The sequence below is a fragment of the Armatimonadota bacterium genome, assembly GCA_017993055.1.
In the GTDB taxonomy this organism is placed as follows: Bacteria; Armatimonadota; UBA5829; order DTJY01; family DTJY01; genus JAGONM01.
The window spans coordinates 1-22,395 of the sequence record JAGONM010000021.1; the positions used below are offsets into that span (position 1 = coordinate 1).

Annotated in this window: 12 protein-coding genes and 1 pseudogene; 11 read left to right on the forward strand and 2 right to left on the reverse strand. The window is 58.9% G+C overall.

Annotated features, from left to right (window positions below):
• From KBC96_09130 to uvrB, 5 genes are all read left to right on the forward strand, one after another.
• Positions 1-5,654 (forward strand): Ig-like domain repeat protein (locus tag KBC96_09130; protein ID MBP6964557.1); only part of this gene is annotated, 5,654 nt, incomplete at its 5' end.
• A gap of 20 nt (positions 5,655-5,674) precedes the next feature.
• Positions 5,675-6,475: a hypothetical protein gene (locus KBC96_09135; protein ID MBP6964558.1), complete on the forward strand. Its 801-nt coding sequence runs from the start codon at positions 5,675-5,677 to the stop codon at positions 6,473-6,475.
• Between the two features lie 73 nt (positions 6,476-6,548).
• Complete coding sequence (locus KBC96_09140) at positions 6,549-7,271, forward strand: hypothetical protein (protein MBP6964559.1); 723 nt, start codon at positions 6,549-6,551, stop codon at positions 7,269-7,271.
• A gap of 97 nt (positions 7,272-7,368) precedes the next feature.
• Positions 7,369-9,318: a hypothetical protein gene (locus tag KBC96_09145; GenBank protein MBP6964560.1), complete on the forward strand. Its 1,950-nt coding sequence runs from the start codon at positions 7,369-7,371 to the stop codon at positions 9,316-9,318.
• Between the two features lie 80 nt (positions 9,319-9,398).
• The gene (gene uvrB / locus KBC96_09150; GenBank protein ID MBP6964561.1) at positions 9,399-11,393 is read left to right on the forward strand and encodes an excinuclease ABC subunit UvrB; all 1,995 of its coding nucleotides are present in this window, start codon (positions 9,399-9,401) and stop codon (positions 11,391-11,393) included.
• Positions 11,394-11,433: 40 nt separating this feature from the next.
• Here the strand turns inward: uvrB and KBC96_09155 are convergent, their stop codons facing one another.
• Both KBC96_09155 and KBC96_09160 read right to left on the reverse strand, forming a co-directional pair.
• Positions 11,434-12,501 (reverse strand): alcohol dehydrogenase catalytic domain-containing protein, encoded by a 1,068-nt coding sequence (locus tag KBC96_09155; GenBank protein MBP6964562.1) that lies wholly within the window; start codon positions 12,499-12,501, stop codon positions 11,434-11,436.
• Between the two features lie 89 nt (positions 12,502-12,590).
• Entirely contained in the window at positions 12,591-13,046 is a 456-nt protein-coding gene (locus tag KBC96_09160; GenBank protein ID MBP6964563.1) for a hypothetical protein, read from the reverse strand.
• A gap of 230 nt (positions 13,047-13,276) precedes the next feature.
• Between KBC96_09160 and mnmG the strand changes: the two genes are divergently transcribed.
• The 6 genes and pseudogenes from mnmG to uvrA all read left to right on the forward strand — a co-directional run bounded on the left by mnmG (position 13,277) and on the right by uvrA (position 22,393).
• Positions 13,277-15,235 carry a tRNA uridine-5-carboxymethylaminomethyl(34) synthesis enzyme MnmG gene (gene mnmG / locus KBC96_09165; GenBank protein ID MBP6964564.1) on the forward strand — a complete coding sequence of 653 codons (1,959 nt, stop codon included), beginning with the start codon at positions 13,277-13,279 and terminating at the stop codon, positions 15,233-15,235.
• A gap of 6 nt (positions 15,236-15,241) precedes the next feature.
• Complete coding sequence (locus KBC96_09170) at positions 15,242-16,006, forward strand: sugar phosphate isomerase/epimerase (protein ID MBP6964565.1); 765 nt, start codon at positions 15,242-15,244, stop codon at positions 16,004-16,006.
• A gap of 2 nt (positions 16,007-16,008) precedes the next feature.
• Complete coding sequence (locus tag KBC96_09175; protein MBP6964566.1) at positions 16,009-17,064, forward strand: uroporphyrinogen-III decarboxylase-like protein; 1,056 nt, start codon at positions 16,009-16,011, stop codon at positions 17,062-17,064.
• A gap of 114 nt (positions 17,065-17,178) precedes the next feature.
• Positions 17,179-18,483, forward strand: a pseudogene (locus KBC96_09180) (Gfo/Idh/MocA family oxidoreductase).
• A 27-nt stretch (positions 18,484-18,510) separates the two neighbouring features.
• Positions 18,511-19,410: a sugar phosphate isomerase/epimerase gene (locus KBC96_09185; GenBank protein ID MBP6964567.1), complete on the forward strand. Its 900-nt coding sequence runs from the start codon at positions 18,511-18,513 to the stop codon at positions 19,408-19,410.
• Positions 19,411-19,582: 172 nt separating this feature from the next.
• Complete coding sequence (uvrA, locus tag KBC96_09190) at positions 19,583-22,393, forward strand: excinuclease ABC subunit UvrA (protein ID MBP6964568.1); 2,811 nt, start codon at positions 19,583-19,585, stop codon at positions 22,391-22,393.
• The last annotated feature ends 2 nt before the right edge of the window (positions 22,394-22,395 follow it).

Here is a 22,395-nt window from a genome sequence, read left to right on the forward strand (position 1 = left end):
ACGCGGGCGTTTCCTACGACAGGGATTTCCTCTACGCCTACTACGGCTATCAGACGCCCGGGCCCTACCCGATCAATACCTACGCGATCAACGAGAACTTCCAGTGGCGCAACCCGGACGATCCATCCACGAACCAGCCGGACAACGGCACGACCTCGACCTGCTATGAGTTTCGCGTCGTCTACGTGAACAGCGACAACTTGCCTCCGGTACCGTATCTGACGGAGTGGGGCGGGCCTATCGGAGACGACTACATCGGCCTGAGGACCGGTGAAGTCGATACAGGGGTCGTGCTGTACCTGAGGAACAAGTCATGGGATCCTGAAGCGGACTTCATCGCCATCCCGATGCAGAAGGTGAACGAGGGCGATACCAACTATGCGGATGGTTGCGAGTACTTCTACGCCATCGAGCCCCAGGGCAGAAACGCTCACGTTGGACTTCCGATCGGTGAGTACGAGTATTTCTTTGGATGCAGCGACGATCTCATCAGGACGAAGGGCGGTGCCATACCCTGGTGGCTCGACAACGATCTCATATACAGTCCGCTCGATATCCTGCCCAAGAGGGCGCTGGATCTCCCGATCACCGGGGCGACGAGGTCGCGGCACCCCGTCTGGTACGCGTTCATGAGCGCCTACAACATGGGTCTCTATTTGGACAGGCCGACCCTGCAGCCGGGTGTCTCGAACTCGTACTATCTTCTGGCGGACCGGCATCCGGTCGTCAGCGTCGGTCTGAAGCATCCCGATCCCAGCCTTTCGCCTTGGCAGTGCACAGTCTCGCCGGCGTATCCGATGGTGAACCCCCAGACAGGTGGCGTGCAGATGGGCGGTGCCGAGAACCAGAAGTGGGACTTCCTGATTATGTACCAGCATCTCGACGGCGTTACTACACCCGAATCCAGCCAGGGATCGGGTGGCGAGATCAGTGTCTGGATCAATAACTCCAATACCAGGACTCCCAACCCGGCCGATCCCAGTACTCTCTATACCAGGTATACGCTGAGGCGTGATCCCGATAACGCTCTCGGAACCGACATCAAGGAAGGCATTCTATACAACCTCGACAAGCCGGTCCAGCTGTCGCCTGGACCCCATTCGTACTTCTTTACCACCAGTGATGGTCGGAAGCGTGCGCGCTATCCGGTTGAGGGGCATTTCTACGAGGGCACACATGCCTTCACGGGGCCTTACGTCAACCACAGGCCTGTGCTGTCCAATCCTCTGGTGGACCCCCCGACGGGCACCGCCGGTGACAGGTTCCGCTACTCGGTCTTGTACAAGGATGCTGACAACCAGCGTCCCTTCTCGGCAAAGATATACATCGAGTACGCGGACGGCCAGGTTCTCGTCGGTGAGATGGTGAAACAGAATCCTGCTGACAGCGACTACGATGGCACCGGCGTGAGATACATCTTCGATACCGCAAATATGGCCCAGCAGTTCCAGGTCGGCCAGCGCAGGTTCTATTTCGAGTTCACGGACGACTGGGGCGCTCCGAACGATCCCAGGGACCAGCGTCGGGGCGAAGCCGTCTACTGGAACAGCGTCCGCCCCGAATCATGGATATACGGGCCCTACATCAACAGGAATACCCCGCCCCAGTTGTTCGAAGGCGGAGTGACTGCGACGGACGGCGCGAACAACAGCGCGACCCTGTTCGAGTACAAAGTCCGCTACGTGGACGTTGACAACCACTCGCCGAAGTACATTGACGTCTACATCGGTCAGATGCAGTCCAACGGCAGCATCAGTTGGGACAACGGCCACCGCATGGATCCGGTTGATCCGACTGACGTGATCTATGGCGACGGCGCATCGTTCCACTACTATTCCAGACTGACCGGAGATGCCGCGGGGAAGAACTACTACTACTGCTTCGTGGCATCCGACGGCTATGACGTAGCCGAGTATGACGAGATCGAATCTCCCAGCTCAGGCACTGTATGGTACACGTGGAGCAGCGCGGACTTCTTCGATCCCCTTCGCAGGATTCTGCACAAGGGCGAGCGGCTCTCCTCCGGCAGCGGGGTCTTCGAGACCACCCACAAGCCGATCGTCGGCCCGATACCCAATGCTCCCACGTACAACCCGTACCGGGCGCCTCTGGTCTGGTCGGTGGTCGACGGCTCGGAGTTGAGCTACACCTCAGTCAGCTACGTGAGTGGGCTGGTGACGGTTCCGAGCCAGACTCAGATTGATCTGCAGTACTGGTTTGCGACCGCCGGTCCGACGGGTGTGACCGCGAACAACCCGCCGAGCTTGTCCCAGGGCAGGGTCTCTCCCGACCCTGGGGAGTCGATCAACGAGTATACCTACACGGTTGTATACACAGACCTGGACGGTACGACGGGTCAGGCGCCGTACTACATCAGGGTGAGAATAGATGGTGTCGCCTACGATATGATGCGGGCGTCTGGGCAGGGTGAACCCGACTACAAGCGCGGCGTGACCTACTACTACCGAACGAGTTCGCTGACTCCTCAACTGCCTCACCGCTACTACTTCGAGGCCTCGGATGGAAGCGGCTTCGCGATATTCGACAACAACGGCGGCAGGCAGTCAGGTGAGGAGATCGGGGCGGTTGTACCGATACCCGGTCCGTACGTAAACAACAAGCCTACGCTGACCGCACCCGCGGGCGGCGCGGTCAACCCGATACCGGGGACCCCGATTAACGAGTCCACCTGGGTCAACTTGAGCATCATCTACACCGATGCGAACAACGAGTGGCCGAGTAGCGGCTATCCGGTCGTGTATATACGCAAGGTGATAGCGGGCCAGCCGACTCCGCCGATCGCGCCCGAACCTGCCAATGACTTCAAGGTTGGATCAGTCAACGGGAACAGCATCACTCTGCTGAATCTCGACGATTCCACGCCGAGTTGGACCGTTGATGAGTTCAAGGGACTGCCGCTCCAGATGACGAGCGGCACACTCTCTGGAACATCGTTCAAGGTCACCGGGAATACGGCGAGCACGTTGACTGTGTTCGCAACGAATCTCACCGGAGTCGCAGTCGGCAATACCCTGAGCGTAGGAAAGATCATACTCTCGAAGGCAGATCCGAGCGATACGAACTGCGCGGATGGGGTGCTCTACGAGTACCGCCTGAACACGCTGGGGATCGGCGACTACGCTCTGCATTTCGTCACCTCTACGCTGGAAACGATAGGCGCGGATCCCGTTCTTGGAAAGAGGACGACAGTCGTTCGGTACCCGGCCACCGGCGAGATCACGGGACTGAAGGTCACTTCGACCGCCCCTGTCGGCAACCTCGCACCGGTGCTGACCAGCGGCAGCGCGATTCCTCAGGTCGGGAGATCCGGCGATCTATTCACCTTCAGAGTGACTTACAGCGATGCGAACGGTCATGCCCCGGAGCTGAGGGAAGTGGATCAGGTTCAAGGCTACGTCTGGCTGATCATTGATGACAGGCGCGTGGCTTACATTCCTATGACCGGCCCGCCGACGCCGCCTGCCCCGAATTATGTTACCGGTGCGGTGTTCACGGCGGTCGTTGACAGCGCTTCTCTTGCCGAGGGTCCTCACACCTACTACTTCGAGGCCTCCGACGGATGGGTCTCAACTAGACTTCCCGCAGTCGGCTCTGCGCCGCTCCTTTTCTATATCAACCGGAAACCGGTGCTTACGAATCCCGCGGTCACCCCGACTTCCGGGAACGAGGGCAGGCAATACATATACACCGTGACCTATACGGACCCGGACAGCCAATCGCCGGCGTCCATACTGGTGTGGATTGACGGAACGTCTTACGCGATGACGATTGACACCTCGTTCGGCACGAACTTCGCTGCAGGCGTGCGATATCGCTTCGCGGTCCAGAATCCCACTATTCTGACGCCGGGTGCGCCGGATTCGCACAGCTTCTACTTCACCGCGTCGGATGGACTCGAGAGTGCGACGCCGACTACGACCATCATTGGGCCATACGTGTATGCCAATGTCGCGCCCGTGCTGAGCAGTGGAATGGTCAACCCCGTCAGCCGATGGACGGACAGCACGTACACATATAGTGTCGTTTACAGAGACCCGAACGGCGATGCGCCGCAGTTCGTGAAGGTATACATAGACGGTTCGGGCGATGCCAATGCCTTCCTCATGACTAAGGTCGCGAACCAGAACGACTACACTGCGGGCGTGACGTATACGTATAACAAGGTCGGGCTATCGAGAGGCGACGATCATACGTTCTTCTTCACGGCGAACGACTATCTGCTGGATGCGCGGGATCCGTCAACCGGCACGTTCATCGGCCCGACGGTCGCTGACAGGCCGACCGCCTTCCTCCAGGTGAACCAGCCGACGACGACCCCGGCAATCGGCCAGGCGACGACGATCACGGGCAGCGTGACGCCTGGGATGGCGATAACCCTCATGCTTGAGTTCACGCGGCCGGATGGTACTTCGCTCCTGCGGTCAGTGACGACGAACTCCAGCGGCGTGTTCTCGACGGTTTGGACCCCGAACATGACTGGCATGCTGCCCGGCCCAACCTGGAGAGTATCGGCTTCGTGGACTGGGAACGCCGACTATGGGCCCACGGAGTCCAGTGAGATAGTCGTACAGGTAAGCGGGCCGAGCACGACCGTCAGGGGTCTGGACATGATCTCGATACCTCTGAACCCGGCGAACCCGTTCCCGGGTGTGGTATTCGGCGAAGGTTCCTATGCAGTGGCTCGATGGCGCCCATCTCTGAACGACTACGCGTACTACTTCTCGATACAGCGGCCGACACCGCCTAACTTCCCGCTCGCCGATATCGAACTCGGCTATGGGTACTGGGTCAAAGTCTACGAAAGTCAGACGATGAACCTCGCGCCGAGCGGGGACCTGGCGAGCACGTCATCGAACTACCTGATCTACGCGGCAACTGGGTGGAACCAGATCGGTTGCCCGTTTACCTCGAGGGTGGACTGGAGCGCGCTGAGGGTCAGAAGCGTCGCCACCGGGCAGACCGTTGACTTGGCGACTGCGGCCTCGCGCGGATGGGTGCGGGCCTACGGGTGGGCATTCCAGCAGTCGGGGAGCAATCCATACACCGGGGAGTACAAGTTGGTGGATCCGACCAAGAACGGCGCTCTCAGGTATCTGGAGCCGTGGCGTGGCTACTGGTTTAGGGCTTTGACGCCCTGTTACGTGGTCGTTCCGCCTCCTTCGACTCTCGCGGTCGAGGCGAGCAGGCCTATGTCCGTTGAGTCGGTTGGCGGTTCGGATTGGGAAGTCGGCCTGAGTGTCAGCGTGGAGGGCAAGATGGATGCCGATAACGGTTTCGGCAGCGGTCAGGTAGCCTCGAGGATCGAGAGTCCTCGCTACCTCGACAACTACATTGATCTCAGCTTCACCGACGACAAGGGCGGATCTTTCGCTTACGATATCAGACTGAACGCTGCACAGGGTGAGACCTGGAAGTTCAAGGTGACCACCGACCAGGCCGATGGACTGGCGCAGATCGCGTGGAGCGGTGTGGGTAGTATGCCGATAGGGCGTATCTTGATGCTGGTGGACGAGACCTCGGGCCAACGGGTGTTGATGACCCCTGGTGGAGTCTACACATTCCCGGCGTCAGATGCGGTCGGAGGCAAGTTATTCAGCGTGACCCTGGGCGATCAGCGGCCCAGCAAGCCATGAAAGGTACGGATATGCGAACGATGCTTAGACTGAGATGCGTCAGGTGGATCGCTTGGATGATCGTGGTGCAGTTCGGACTGCCCTACATGGGCGGCGCGGTCCTCGCGGCCACGTCCAAGGAAATGTTGAGGCAGACGGCTGTCATATTTCCTGTCGGGAATATGGAAACGGATTCACCGTCTGCCGCGAAGGCGGCCAGAGCCGCCGACCACCTCACGGCTCTCCTTCAGAGGGGATTCGCGGGCTATCCGAGATACCTCACCGTCAACTACTCGGAACGCCTACCATCAGTGCAGAAGATCGCAAGTATGGACCCTGATGGAAAGAAGCTTGTTGCAGGACCCTTTGCGGGCGATCCGGATGCCATGAAGCGAGCGCTGGCGATAGCGAAGGCGACGTCAGCTGATGTCGCCATCACGAGTACTCTCGACTTCTATAAGTTCGACGCAGGCAAGAGCGAAGTGGCCATTACGGCGACCGTTCACGTGGTTGACGTGAAGAGCGCCAAGTCCTATGATACGACGGTTACTGGTCGCGCATCCAGGCCCGCCGGAGATGATACGGCCGAGGGCGTGCTGGCCGAAGACGCTGTACGCGATGCGGGCATGAAGCTTATGGAGCAGATTACTGGCGGACAGTACGATTCTGCGCAGCAGCAGCCGGTGGTGGTTGCTTCCGCTGAGAAGCGTTCCAAAAAGAACTGGCTTCCGATGCTCCTGTTGTCGCTCGGTGTGGGTCTGCTGGTGAGTAGCTCGGGCGGCAGCAGCGATTCAGGAACGCCAGGCGGGGCTGATCCTCCGCCGAATCCGCCGGGCTTCTAGTCTACACGAGTTCCAGTGTCGCATGGCGCCGGCAAGTGCGGTATCATGCGAGTGATCTCTCAAGGAGTAGGGGATGGTACGATCTTCACGCATGACTGGTGTGGTGGCAGTGCTCTGGTGTCTTGCGGTGTTGGTTTGCGGGCCGGCGCGTGCGCAGACCCAGCGTGGGTCCATTCTGGTGTTGCCCGTCTTCAACGGAATCGGTGAGGACAAAGCTGGGATGGCCGAGGACTTGGTTGTGATGCTCAAGGACGGTTTGACTATCACCGGAAAATACCTCGTCCTGAGCAGCGACCCGGCCACAAGCGTGAGCGTGCAGCGTGCCATCGCGGAGCAGCAGCTGAAGGTCGAGGATATGACCACGGCATTCAAGACCGATGCTCAGGGCATAGCTCGGGCGGCCAAGGTGTGCAAGGCCATCGGTGCCGATATGTGTGTTATGAGTTCTCTGGACAGCTATGCTTTCGATGCTGGCGCCAAGACCGTGGACATAGGATTGACTGTAAAGATCGTGCGCGCGGCGTCTGATGCGGATGCGACTACGATCTCAGTCAAAGGATCTGCGTCCGGCAGCCTGGACGACCAAAGCCAGACCGAGAGCGGGGTGGCCGTTGCTGCGCTGGATGATGCCGCGTCCAAGGCTCTCTCGGGTATCCTCGATGCCACCCTCGTTGAGACTTCCGTGCCTACCGGGGAGGGCGTCTCGTCCGGTGAGAAGCCCAGAGGGCGCGACAAGGGTCTTCTTCAGGCTATGCTTGCGGCACTGCTCATCGGCCTGCTCGTGGGAGGCAGGTAGTAGAGCCTTCTGGAAATACGCTATGTGCTCGTTGAGGCCCGATGCCTTTCAAGGCGCGGGCCTTATTGCTGAACTCGACTGGCGTGATTGAGGGACGATGGGGCGGTTCTTCACTGCAATCCTATGTCTAGTGGCGATCGGTGGCGTATGCGGACCACTGCAGGCCGACAGGGGGGTCGGAAGCATCCGCCTGACGGTCAACCCGGCGATCATCCCGGCGGATGGCAAGACGATCTGCACCATAAGCGCGAGCGTTAGGGACCGCGATGGCAACCTTGTCCCCGATGGGACCGAGATACAGTTCAGCGCTAGCCTCGGTCTCGTGGAGGAGGCTGCCGAAACTTCCTCGGGCGTCGCCCGCGCGAAGCTGACCAGCGCCGATATACCCGGGGATTCCGTCGTGACCGCAACGTGGCTCGATGGGCAGGCGGTCTCGCAGACTTCGGTTACCTTCGCCGTGTCGGCGGGGCAGTTCGTCGGTCCCCAGTACCTCAGTATCGAGTCCGGCGAATATCTGGCCTACAGCATTGACTACAGGGTGATGGAAGCCATTGGAGATGTCCGTATCAGGTATCGTATGTTGGAGATCACCGCCGACAGCGCCCAGGTGGATCTCCAGATGGACAGAATCGTGGCGCGTGGTGAGGGCCGTGAGAAGCCGATAACGATCCGAGCTGGAGAGAAGACGATCACTGGCAGCCTGCTCGTATGCGGCTTGGAGAGTCTCCAGGGGCAGTTGATCTCTATTGCCGATGGTACCAGTTTCGACGTAGACCTTGCCGCCGGATCTGTTAGACCTTCTGACGGCCTGTCGTCCGTTCCGCCTGAGGAGCAGGAGTTCGTGGACCTGTCGGCGAGCAGCATCCTTATCAAGGCGAGGAGGGCCGTCATATTCCCGAGCGACAAGATCCAGTTCAAGAGGGTCTCTGTCTACGTCAATCGAAAACACGCCATTTCCTTTCCGTACTACGTGCTCTCGCTGACCGACTATCAGGCGGATGAGGAGCAGTATGTCGGGTATGGCACAGGTGGCTTGACCCTTAACCTTCCAGTCTACTATTCGCTGACGCCGACATCTAGTGGCGCGCTTCTCCTTCGACGCGGGGAGAGCGCGGGGTGGGGATGGTACGGCCAGAGTCCGGGATGGTATCTCGATGTTAGGCAGAGATACAGCTCATCCAATGCGAGTGGGCAGATCCTGTTAAGCCAGGTTACGAATCAGGACTGGGGTGCCCACTTCAATCACAACCAGCAGTTTGATGATCGAACCCAGGGCTATCTGTACCTGGACTGGGCCGCGCATGAGGATCTCTACGGCATGGTCAACCTGAATCGGAGCTACGATCGGTTCAATGCAGGACTTAACGTATATGGCTCACACTCTGGGGATGGCGCGGACTATCACACAACCGAGATGAGTGTACGAACGCGGCCCAGACCCGTCGGTTCGATTCCTGCCAGGCTGACATTCCTGAGCAGAACCGCATATTCTAGCGGGTCGGGTCTGGTCGGTCATTCCGGTCTGCAGCAATCCGTCCTCGCCAACATTCAATCGAGCGCGATCCGACTGGGTAGCTCGGCGACTTTCCGCAGTACGCTCGGCATGGGGTATCTCTGGGGAAGCGACCGTGCCTCCGGTCTCTCTTCAGTGGCCACTGCGATGCTCGACTGGCGGCTGGCGACCTACAGCAGGCTTCAGGTAAACTACAGGTTTGCAGATCGTGCTACGTCGTATACTAGTTCGGTGCTCGGGAAACAGAGTCTCAGCGCAAATCTTCGCGTGAGCGATGGAAAACGCTGGGGGGCTACGCTCTACGCGATGAGAGGCCTTGACTACGCATCGTCTAACTTCTTTGGGGATCTGAGCTATCGCGTGTCGAGGGAATGGCGAGTGGGCGTGCGTTCTACATCCAATAGGTACGGTGACCTCCACTACAACGACACGGAATATGCGCTGGGAAAGCTCTTCGGTAGCCGAGAACTCATAGCAGTGTGGTCGCAGTCTCAGCAGAGGGTGATGCTGGAGTTGGGCTATGGCGGGTTCTAGAGCTATAGCAGGCGGCAGAGTCTCACGATGTTATGAGTCGAACGCATGTGCGCGGTTGAGGTGACTATAGGGGTGTAGCGGTGTGTAAGTTCAGGATAGCTTCCGAGTTCGATCCGGCAGGGGACCAACCCAAAGCGATAGAGGAACTGGTTGCAGGCATCCGGGACGGCATGCGCTACCAGACGCTTCTTGGCGTCACCGGCTCCGGCAAGACGTTCACAATGGCGAACGTCATCGAGAGGGTGCAGAGGCCGAGCCTGGTCATCGCCCACAACAAGACTCTCGCCGCGCAGCTCTGCGGGGAGTTCAGGGAGTTCTTCCCGGAAAATGCCGTCGAATACTTCGTCAGCTACTACGACTACTACCAGCCGGAGGCCTATATTCCCCAGACCGACACGTATATCGAGAAAGATTCTTCGATCAACGATGAGATTGACCGTCTGCGGCACTCGGCCACCCAGGCAGTCTTGGAGCGGCGCGACGTGATCATCGTCGCCAGTGTCTCATGCATCTACGGTCTCGGCTCACCGCGCGAGTACGTGAATACGATGCTCGCCCTCTCGACAGGCAGTTCGTATCCCCGCGAGGAGATTCTTCGACGGCTGGTGGACATGCAGTTCGTCCGCAATGAAGTGGCCCTGCAGCGAGGGACATTCAGAGTGAAGGGCGACATCCTGGAGGTCCAGCCTGCGGACGAGGAGATCATCATCCGGGTTGAGTGCTTCGGCGACGAAATAGAGAGGATCACCATCGTCGATCCACTGACCGGCGAGGTTCTGAGCCGTGAGGAGAAGATAACGGTTTTCCCTGCCACCCATTTCGTCGCCTCCGCGGAGAGCATCGAGCGCGCTCTGGGACAGATCGAGGCGGAGCTTCAGGAGAGAGTCGAGCAGTTCCAGCGCAACGGGCAACTCCTTGAAGCCCAGAGGATCGAACAGCGTACCAAGTACGACATGGAGATGATCAAGGAACTGGGATACTGCTCGGGCATCGAGAACTACTCGCGGATACTAGATGGGCGGGAGCAGGGCCAACCCCCCTTCTGCCTGCTGGACTACTTTCCGGAAGATTTCCTGGTGATGATTGACGAGTCCCACCAGACGATCCCACAGCTACACGGGATGTACGCGGGAGACAGATCGCGAAAAGAGATCCTCGTCGACTTCGGTTTCAGACTGCCGTCCGCCCTGGACAATCGGCCGCTCAAGTTCGACGAGTTCGAGGAGCGGGTCAACCAGGTCGTATTCATTTCCGCCACTCCGGGGCCGTTCGAAATGAGGCACAGCGAGAGGATAGTGGAGCAGATCGTTAGGCCGACCGGACTGATAGATCCGAAGGTGATCATAAGACCTACGACCGGTCAGATTGACGACCTGATCGGCGAGATTCGCGAACGCACCGAGAAGCGAGAGCGCACTCTCGTAACGACTCTCACGAAGAAGATGGCAGAGGATCTGACTGAGTACCTGGTTGAACTGGGACTCAAGGTTCAGTACCTGCACTCGGAGGTACATACTCTCGACCGAATGGAGATTCTGCGGGATCTTCGGCTGGGCGTATACGATATTGTCGTCGGGATCAACTTGCTCAGAGAGGGCCTTGATCTTCCCGAGGTGTCACTCGTCGCGATCCTGGATGCGGACAAAGAGGGCTTCCTGCGCTCTGAGACGGCGCTGGTACAGACGATCGGTCGGGCAGCGCGAAACATCGATGGGACGGTCATCATGTACGCTGACGACATTACGGGCTCGATGCACCGGGCTATCGAGGAAACCAACCGCCGTAGAGCGCTTCAGTTGGAGTTCAATGAGCGTCACGGAATCACGCCGGCATCCGTCACGAAAGCCGTTCGCGAGGTAATCGAGGCAAAGAAGGTGGCTGAGACTAAGGTCGAGTATCGCGCGCGCAGTGCCGTAGACGAGGAGACACCACTCGATAAGATCATGCTGGTGATGGCCAATCTGGAGCGAGAGATGAAGAAAGCTGCGAAGAATCTGGACTTCGAGTATGCAGCCGAGATTCGCGACGAAATCGCGCGCCTCAAGAAGTTGCTTCCCACATCGCGATGGTCATAGGCAATTCGCGAGGTGATCGAGGAAATCCGACACTCTTGGGCTATGGGTTGATGATCACCTTGATCGCGCCCGATTTATCCTTGCGATCCGCGACCTGGAAAGCCTCGATGCCCTCAGAGATCGGGAAGCGGTGGGTGATGAGCGGCTCCGCCTTTATACGGCCTGAAGACAGGAGTTCGAGTGCAACGGGCCATTCCGAGTATTTGAAGTTGGCAGAAGTCATTACCGCTCGCTGACCCGCGAGGCGAATCTGTCCGAAATCCTCTCGGTAGTCGTGTACGGCAAGGTTCACCAGCCGTCCGCCGCGCGCGAGAGTCGGGAGGACTTCCTCCAGCGGTCTGCCGACGGTATCAATGATCACTCGCGCGCCTATTCCGTCGGTGAACTTCGCGACAGCGTGGCCCAAGTCACGGGCATTGCAGTTGATGGCATGATCGGCGCCGAGTGCGGCTCCCCGGACAAGATGGGTATCGTCGACGTCGGCGCAGATGATACTGGTGCAGCCGTAAACTCTGAGTGCCTGCACCGCCAGTAGTCCAAGAGTACCGGTCCCCATGACGAGCGCGCTTTCAGTTGGTCTGATCCGGGTCATCTCGAGGGCATGAACCGCTACTGCCAGGCCGTCTAGCAGTGTCGCTTCGGCCGTGGAGACGTGACTGGGTAACGGGAAGACGTGGGTGGCCCAAACCGGCACGAACTCGGCCATGCCGCCGTAGTAGTAGTCTTGATAGCCCCAGCCCGCACCGTGGCCCATATGCTGTGTGTTCGGGCAGAGCTCTTCCTCTCCGTGGCGGCACCACCAGCATGTGCCGTCAACTCTGAAGCATAGAACCGCGACGCGCTTCCCCAGGAGTGATCGGTCGGCCCTATCGCCCACATCGTCGACGACCCCGGCCACCTCGTGGCCTGGGATGATATTTCGCGGATTGGCGCGCATCTCTCCGACAGTGTGCTGCGCCCACGGGTTTTCCCCGTGTAGGTAGCGGATGTCGCTTCCGCAGATTCCACAGTCGGTCACGCGAACCATTACCTCGTCCGAGCCGAGTGGCGGTCTGGGTACGTCAGCGACCTCCAGATGTTCCGTATCGCGGAGTACGACAGCTTTCACATTCGAAGCTCCCTTCATCGGCGTTTCGGGGAAGCCCCGATATCCCTCTCAGATTATACCCGAAATCGGCGAGGAGAGTTGGAGTGGAATCAGATTGGCATCCGATGGCTCTGGTGGAGTTCGTCGCAGCGGATGGATGTGCGTATCGCCCTTTCGTCTGTGGCCGAAAGGGCGCGGAAGCGGACTTCCGCTGAGTAGTGGAGCGTATCGGCGCAGCCGGACCGCGATACCTTGCGGACAACCGCCTTGACCGGGACAGGCGTAGTGCGGAGCAGCGTAAAGATTTCCATCTGGAGCGGGTCTCCCTGCGAAAGTCCTAGGCTGGCGGGCAGAACCAGGATGAGCCCTCTTCGATTGACCTCGTGACACAAACAGACGATCGGTGTTATGTTGCCGTTGGACCTGCGGATGTTGACCCGTACCAACACGGACTTGGCCAGCCGAACGTAGTCCTCCTGCGCCTTGTGAGGCGATTCGAGTACGGGCCGTTCAGTTCCTATCTCACGGTTCATGGTCGAACTCACGGTTGCCTCTGAACGTCTCACCTTAAACTCCATGATTGGTGAACCTATCGGTGACGCCGGACCACTCGGCGCGTCGCCCCGACTTGAACTGGGCGCAGTAGAGATTATCGTGATTGCCGAGGCTTGAGGTGAGTTGTGCAAAATACTAGTTTACCGCAGAGTCTCGACTTGCAGATCAGACGCCTGGGTGATGCCCTGTGGTATAATGTGGCGTATTCGGTGTTCGAGAGCCAATCGCTGGCGAGGATAGCATCGTGCCTCAGCGTTACGACATTATTGTTATCGGAGGGGGCCATGCGGGTTGCGAAGCAGCCCTGGCGTCCGCGCGTCTGAGTTGCGCAACTCTTCTTCTCACGCTGAATCCCGACACCATCGCGCTGATGCCGTGCAACTGCAGCATTGGCGGACCCGCCAAAGGGCACTTGGTGCGCGAGATTGACGCCCTCGGTGGAGAGATGGGGCTCAACACCGACGAGACGTACACTCATGTGCGGATGCTTAACACGGGTAAGGGGCCTGCCGTCCGAGCGATTCGCGCGCAGGCCGACAAGAGGTTGTACCAGGCCAGGATGCGCCGCGTGATCGAAAACCAGCCCAACCTCGAGTTGAAGCAAGCTATGGTCGAGCGGCTGATCGTCGAGGACGGTCGAATAATCGGCGTTGAGACACAGACAGGAACGCAGTATCTCGCACAATCGGTGATCGTGACGACGGGTACGTTCCTGAATGGCCTCGTTCATATCGGGGAGGCGAGCTACCCGGCCGGGCGGTCGGGCGAGTTCGCAGCGGAAGGACTCTCGCGGAGTCTCAGTGAACTGGGATTCGATCTGGGCAGAATGAAGACAGGTACTACCGCTCGCGTTGACAAGCGGACCATAGACTTCAGATATACCGAGGTCCAGCCGTCGGATCCGGACCCATTGTTGTTTTCCTACGTGAGCCAGCCGCATCGCCGGAATGACCTGCTTCCGTGCTGGCTCACCTTCACGACCTCGCGCACCCACGAGGTAATACTTGAGAACCTTCACCGTTCGGCACTGTACGGTGGAAGGATTTCCGGCGTCGGGCCGAGATATTGCCCCTCCATCGAGGACAAGCTCGTCCGGTTTCCCGACAAGCGAAGGCACCACGTCTTCCTTGAGCAAGAGGGCTGGGATACGAACGAGATATACGTGCAGGGCATGTCCACAAGCCTTCCTGAGGATGTTCAACTCGGCTTTCTCCGCACCATACCGGGGTTAGAGGAAGTCGAGATGATCCGCCCTGGATATGCCGTCGAATACGATTACGTTCCCCCAGTCCAACTCAAACCGTCACTGGAAACAAAGCTGGTCCACGGTCTATATCTTGCCGGCCAGATCAATGGGACCTCCGGATACGAGGAAGCCGCCGGCCAGGGACTAATGGCCGGGATAAACGCAGTCCTTGCTCTTCGCGGCGAGGATCCGCTTGTACTACTCCGTTCTCAGGCGTACATCGGAGTCATGGTAGATGATCTCGTTACGAAGGGCGCCGATGACCCCTATCGATTGCTGACGTCCCGCGCGGAACATCGCCTACTGCTTCGCCAATCCAATGCCGATGCTCGCCTTACTGCCATCGGCCGAAAAGTGGGGCTGGTCTCCGACGGCAGATGGGAGGTCTTCCAGCATCGATCGGAGATGATCCGGGAGGAGACGAGACGCCTGGGTAAGACCTGGGTTGGTGCCGAGGACGCGGACAGGCTGCGTGCCGTGCAGCTACCCGTCGTATCACGAAGAACTTCCCTGCGTGAGCTACTAAGGCGCCCGGAGGTATCGCACGTGGACATACAGCGACTGAGTGCGGGGGATTCGCCGCTGCCGTCTGAGGTGTGCGAGCAGGTGGAGTTGCAGGTCAAGTACGAGGGATATATCCGCAGGCAGCAGTCGCAGGCGGCCCAGCAGAGACGTCTATGGAATCTGCAGATTCCCTACGGTTTTGACTACGATGCGGTAGGCGCCATCTCGCGCGAGGGCCGAGAGAAACTCGCGAACGTGATGCCTGTTTCCGTCGGCCAGGCTGCGAGGATTCCAGGTTTGACGCCGGCGGATATCTCGATACTCACGGTCGTTGTGCACCGGGCGGCATGCGTTCGCGGGACTTCTCATTCGGAAGGTCTTTCGGACTTGCCTGCAGAACAGTCCGGCAGATGCGCCGGACCGAAGCCGGCCGTCAAGAAGAAGGAGTGACCCAAGTTGACACCGATTGCCCTGCAACTATACACGCTTCGCCCTGATGTCTACCCAGAAGGCCAAGATGACTTTCCAGGAGTACTTCGGACCGTTGCCGATATCGGATACAAGGGTGTGGAGTTCGCCGGACTCCATGGGCATGATGCCAAGGAGATCAAGCGATTGCTCGACGATCTCGGACTCATGGCGTGCAGCAGCCACGCAGGCCTACCAACCCCGGAGATTCTGAGGCAGATGGCGGACACGGAATGCACGCTAGGAAGCACCCGGATCATTAGTGGACTGGGCCCCGATCAGTTCAGGACTGTGGACGACTGCAAGGCCGCGGCCGCGAAGTTCCAGAAGGCTGCCGAGATGCTGGAGCCCTACGGTATAAAGTTCGGCTACCACAACCACTGGTGGGAGTTCGACAGGGTGGAAGGTCAGACCGTGTACGAAATACTGATGGCCGAAGGCCTTGATTTCTTCAGCGAGCTCGACGTCTACTGGGCTGCATGGGGAAAGACCGAACCGGTCGAGGTAGTAGGTCGCCACAAGTCGCGCATTCCGTTCCTTCACCTCAAGGACGGCATGCTCCAGGAGTCACACCCTCATGTCGCAGTCGGTTCGGGCAAGCTGGACTTCTCGGCGATCATCGGTGCGGCGGACCCACAGGTACTTGAATGGCTGGTCGTGGAGTTGGATGCCTTCGACGGCCATATGTTGGAGGCCGTCAAGCAGAGCTATCGTTACCTCACGTCGAACGGACTGGCTGAGGGCGGCAAGTAGCTATGCACAGGGAGACTATGACGCCGCGCGAGAGGTGGTTGGCCGTTCTGAATCGGGAGAAGCCCGACCGGATTCCCATGGAGTACTGGGCGACCCCTGAAGCCACGGAGAAGCTCCTGCGGCACCTCAACTGCGACCATGACGAGATGCTTGAGAGGTTGCACATTGATCCTATGGTCGGCCTCGGCGGCAGATACGTCGGCCCGCCGATACCGGAGAACAGTGATGTCTTCGGTATCGAGCGGCGCAGGGTCGAATACGGGACCGGCGCGTACGACGAGTCGGTGAGCGCTCCACTGGGGGAGTATTGCTCCGTAGAGGAGATTGAGGCCGACTACGCTTGGCCGAAGCCGGACTGGTGGGACTATTCCCACCTGCAGAAGGAGGTTGAGGGCAAGGACCACCTTCCGATGAGGGGTGGTGGATCCGAGCCGTTTCTCACATACAAGGCGCTGCGCGGCGAGGCCCAGGCCTTCATGGATCTGATCGAGAACCCTGATATAGTCCATTACTGCCTTGACAGGCTGTTCGAGTTAGCCTATCAGAACACACTGAGAATCTTTGAGGCGATTCCCGGCAAGGTAATGGTCACGTTTGTCGCAGAGGATCTTGGTGGGCAGACATCGCTGATGTACTCCCCTCAGCACATACGCGACTATCTGATCCCGCGGATGAGGCAGATGGTCGAACTTGTCAAGCAGCATGGCTCCTATGTGTTCCATCATTCGGACGGCGCGGTCAGAGAGATCCTACCCGACCTCATCGAGATGGGGATTGAGGTCCTCAACCCCGTGCAGTGGAGATGCCCCGGTATGGAGCGAGAGGGCTTGAAGCGAGATTTCGGAGACAGGCTGATCTTCCATGGGGGTGTGGACAACCAGTACACCATACCGTTCGGAACAGTCGAAGAGGTCCGTAGCGAGGTTGAAGAGAACATCAAAACTCTTGGCGCCGGTGGTGGCTATATTATCGCGCCGTGCCACAACATACAGGCGGTCGGGCCTCCGGGTAACGTGGTGGCATTGTATGAGACGGGCTATGAGTGCGGGTGGCAGTAGCTGCCTAGCTCGGACCAGTCGAAGGAGAATGGGCCTCGAGCGTGGAACGAATGGACGAGAGCACACTGCGGGAGGTTCGCGGCAGTGAGGACTGATGATTGCGGCAAGTGGAGCAGAAGAGATTTCCTTAGGACATCCTCGGCGGTGGTCGCCCTGGGAATAGGAGGAGTAGACATGACATCGGATTCGGCAAACGCGCGGAGCGTCTCGGCCGGCGACAAGATAGTCGTAGGCGTGATCGGGTTGGGTGGCCGCGGCACGGGGGTCATGCGAGGCTTCATGAGCTACCCTGACGTGGAGATAGGTGCTGTATGTGATGTGGATGACGGGCATCTGGCGGCCGGTCTTGAGGCGGCCGGGGGAAGTGCGAAGACCTACAAGGATTATCGGAGACTGCTAGAGCAGAAGGATCTCGACGCAGTCCTCGTATCGACGCCCCCCCACTGGCACCCACTGATATCGATAGAGGCGTGCCAGGCGGGCAAGGATGTGTACTGCGAAAAACCGATCTCGCGGTACCCTGCGGAGGCGGTCGCAATGGCGAAGGCTGCTCGCGATAACAAGAGGGTCACGCAGGTCGGCACCCAGATTCACTCCCTCGACAACTTCCGACGCTGCGTGGAGATAGTGCGTTCGGGGATGCTTGGCAAGATACATGCTGTTCGAGTGGTCTGCACGATGAATGACTATCCCGGCGGGTGCGGCCGGCCCGCCGATGGTCCCGCGCCGGACGGTCTCGATTGGGACATGTGGTGCGGTCCCGCGCCGCTGGTCCCGTTCAACGAAGCGCGCTTCACGGTTCACCGATACTTCAAGGATTACGTGGGAAGCTGGCTGAACGAACTGGGGCCGCATATAGTGGATCTAGCCTTCTGGGCCATGGATCCGGGGCAGCCGAGATCGGTCATGGCAACCGGGGGAAGGTTCATAGCGAACGACATAAGCACTATCCCGGATACGGTTGATGTCCTTTGGGAGTTCGACGGTTTCACGATGACCTGGATGAACATGTGCGGGAACAGCTTCAACTTCGATTTTGGCGGGCCGCCGGATGGTGGGCGCAGGCTTGGAGTTATCTTCCACGGAACTGAGGGCACTCTGCTTGGTGACTATGGATCGCACAAGGTCATCTCCGAGGGCAACAGGCTCGATGAGGTCCCTCTGCCGGAGCCGAGCATACCGTCCTCTCCCGGGCACGATAGAGAGTTCCTCGATGCGATCAAGACTCGCGAGCAGCCACTCTGCAACTTCGACTACCATATGCCGATGGCTGTGGCTCTGAACTTGGGGCATGTCGCACTTGACGCGAGACGAAGGGTGTACTGGGACCCCCAGAAGCTCGAAGTCACAGGAGATAGGGAGGCATCCGAACTTGCGACACCAAAGTATCGCAAGCCCTGGAAGTTCCCGAAGGTCTAAGCGCGGTCAGCGGACGAGGTAGTACGAATGGACAGACGCAGGTTTCTGGGATGGGCTGCGAGAACCGTCGCAGCCGCAGGCATCGCGCCGCAGATCGTTCACGATGGTGTTTTCGCCAAGGAGGTAGGTCTAGTGTCTAAGCCCGAACTGAAGAAGGCTCTGGTCTATGGTATGTTGCCGGGCGACCTGAGCATGGAGGATCGGTTCCAGCTCGCCGCCGAATGTGGATTCGACGGGGTGGAGGCACCTCCGGTGACGGATAGGGTGGAGTGCGAGGCGATGCGGAAGGCCGCGACCGCCGCCGGCATCGAGATACACTCCGTGATATATGGCGGATGGGGGAAACCCCTCTCCGCTCCTGAACCGAAGGATCGGCAGGAGGGTGAACAGGCGGTGAAGGATGCTCTACACGGAGCCAGAGCATTGGGAGCCGACACCCTGCTTCTAGTACCGGGCCGTGTCACCGAGGAGATACGCTACCAGGACGTGTATGAGCGTTCACAAGCTAGCATCAGGAAACTCATCCCGACGGCCAAACGTCTCGGCGTTGTCATCGCCGTTGAGAACGTCTGGAATGGCTTTCTGCTGAGTCCTATCGAGTTCGCGAGGTATGTGGATGAACTCGATAGTCCGTTCGTCCAGGCGTATTTCGACGTCGGCAATGTGATTGGCGCATTTGGGTTCTCACAGGACTGGATCAGGACGCTTGGACCGAGAATAAGGCGTCTCCACGTGAAGGACTTCAAGCTCGACGGCAGGCAGTGGACGAATCTCCTGGATGGTAGCGTCAACTGGAAGGAGGTGCGCAAGTCCATCGAAGAGGTTGGTTACGGCGGCTACATGACCTGCGAACTCGGCGGCGGCGACGCTGCATACCTCAAGGACGTTGCCGCCAGAATGGATCGGATCATCACGGGCGACCTGTGACGGTGCGCGTGAGTATAGGGGTTGTAGAGTACCAATGACCGGGCGGGACACTCATGTTCCCGCCCGGTTTGTCATGCACCGGGTCGTGCAGTTCGTTGACGCGGACAGTGGTTGCTGATACAATATTTTTCTAGCAGCCGACGGACTAGTGCCGGCGGAGAGCGAGACCGAAATGTCACACAGCATCGTCATCCGTGGCGCTCGCCAACACAACCTGAAGAACATCGACATTGAAATCCCGAGGGACAAGCTGGTCGTCATCACCGGCATATCCGGATCTGGGAAATCCTCGCTTGCTTTCGACACCATCTACGCCGAGGGACAACGTCGGTACGTCGAGTCCCTTAGTGCGTATGCGCGTCAGTTCTTGGGCCAGATGGACAAACCGGACGTAGACTACATCGAGGGCCTCTCGCCGGCGGTATCCATTGATCAGAAGTCGACCTCCAAGAACCCACGCTCGACGGTCGGCACGGTTACCGAGGTCTACGACTATATGCGCCTCCTCTTCGCGCGCATCGGGCGTCCTCATTGCCCCAAGTGCGGTCGGGAGATCAGCAGGCAAACGGTGGACCAGATGGTGGATTCCGTGATGTCGCTTCCTCAGGGGACACGCATCCAGGTGTTGGCGCCGGTCGTCCGAGGCCGCAAGGGTGAGTACCGTCAGGTGCTCGAGGACATACGCAAGGAGGGCTACGTTCGCGTACGCGTTGACGGCCGGAACTATGAAGTTACCGACGACATTAAGTTGGACCGGTACAGGCAGCATTCGATAGACGTTGTGGTGGACAGGCTTGTCACAAAACCCGGGATCGAGAAACGCCTCTCCGATTCGCTGGAGGCATCGCTCCGACTCGGGAAGGGCAACGTCGGCATAGAGATCATTGACGCCGATGTCATGAACTTCTCCGAGCAGTTCGCTTGCCCCGAATGCGGCATCAGCCTCGAGGAGATCGCTCCCAGGAACTTCTCCTTCAACAGTCCCTACGGTGCGTGCCCGGAGTGCCACGGCCTAGGGGCGCACACGGAGTTGGATCTCGCTCTGATCGTCCCTGACTGGGACCGCTCAATTGACGATGGAGCCATCGCGCCGTTCTCGCGCACGACCGGCGAGTACTTTCCAGCGCTCATGGCCGGGGTTGCGGAGAAGTACGGGTTCTCCACCGGTACGCCGATCAAGGACTTGACCGATGCTCAAAGGGACGCTCTTTTCAACGGCGCCGATGGCCGCGTCACGGTCACCTTCCGCAACCGGTGGGGAAGGATGCGGCGATTCGATACGACATTCGACGGGATCGTGGACATACTCCAGAATCGCTACAAGGAAACAACCTCACAAATGATCCGTGAGGATACGGAAAGATACATGTCCACGCGAAAGTGCCAGGCATGCGGCGGACAGCGGCTCAAACCGGAGAGCCTGGCGGTAGAGATCAACGGCCGAAACATCTCGGCAGTGAGTGCGTACTCCGTTGAGAAGGCGCACGCTTGGTTTGGTGGCCTGAAGCTGACCACTCGAGAAGTGACGATCGGCAGGCAGGTGATCAAGGAGATCAGGACACGACTCGGTTTCCTCATGAACGTTGGCTTGAACTACCTGACCCTCGATCGGACGGCGGCGACGCTTGCGGGGGGCGAAGCGCAGCGCATCCGGCTTGCGACCCAGATCGGGTCGGGATTGATGGGGGTCATCTACATCCTAGATGAGCCGAGCATCGGCCTGCACCAGCGCGACAATCGGAGACTGATAGACACCCTGCTCAAGCTTCGAGACATAGGCAACACAATCATCGTCGTCGAGCACGACGAGGAGACCATTCGCTCGGCCGATCATATCGTTGACATAGGACCAGGAGCGGGAGAAAACGGGGGTCACATCGTCGTCTCGGGCGGCCTCGCGGAGGTTTTGAACTGCAAGAAGTCGCTTACTGGCCAGTACCTATCGGGAGCCTGCTCCATACCGGTGCCGAAGAAGCGCCGCAGACCGAACGGAAACTACATTGAGGTGAGAGGTGCTCGTCAGCACAACCTCAAAGACATTAACGTGAAGCTTCCTCTTAGCAACTTCATATGCGTGACCGGAGTATCCGGGTCGGGCAAGAGCACGCTGGTTCAAGAGACGCTATTCCCTCGATTGACGTACAAGATACACGGCACGCACGTGGCATGGGGCGATCACGACGAGATACTGGGCGCGGAGAACATAGACAAGATCGTGGACATTGATCAGTCTCCGATCGGAAGAACGCCTCGCTCAAACCCCGCGACATATACCGGAACCTTTGATGTCGTCCGAGACCTCTTCTCCGCAACAGCCGATGCGCGAGTGAGGGGTTACAAGCCCGGCAGGTTCAGCTTCAACGTCAAGGGTGGTCGCTGCGAAGCATGCCGGGGCGATGGCATCATAAAGATTGAGATGCACTTCCTCCCGGATGTCTACGTCCCGTGTGAGATTTGCAGTGGAAAGCGCTACAACCGTGAGACGCTGGAGATTCGGTACAAGGGAGAGAACATCGCTGATGTGCTCGACATGACCGTCGGTCAGGCGTTGGAGTTCTTCAAGAACATACCCGGCATTACCCGCAGGTTGCAGACGATCCATGATGTGGGACTCGACTACATCAAGCTCGGCCAGCCTGCGACGACACTCTCAGGCGGGGAGGCCCAGCGCGTGAAGCTAGCCTCTGAACTGTCCAAGAGGAGCACAGGCCGGACGCTCTACATCCTCGACGAGCCGACTACCGGTCTGCATTTTGCTGATATAGAGAGGCTCCTTGACGTCCTGAATCGGCTCACCGATGCCGGCAACACCGTGTTGGTGATCGAGCACAACCTGGACGTGATAAAGACTGCCGACTTCGTCGTCGATCTTGGTCCGGAGGGCGGTGACGATGGAGGAAGAGTTGTTGCCGTAGGAACACCCGAGCAGGTCGCCAGGGTAAAGGGGTCGTACACCGGTCAGTTTCTCAAGAAGGTGCTCTAAGT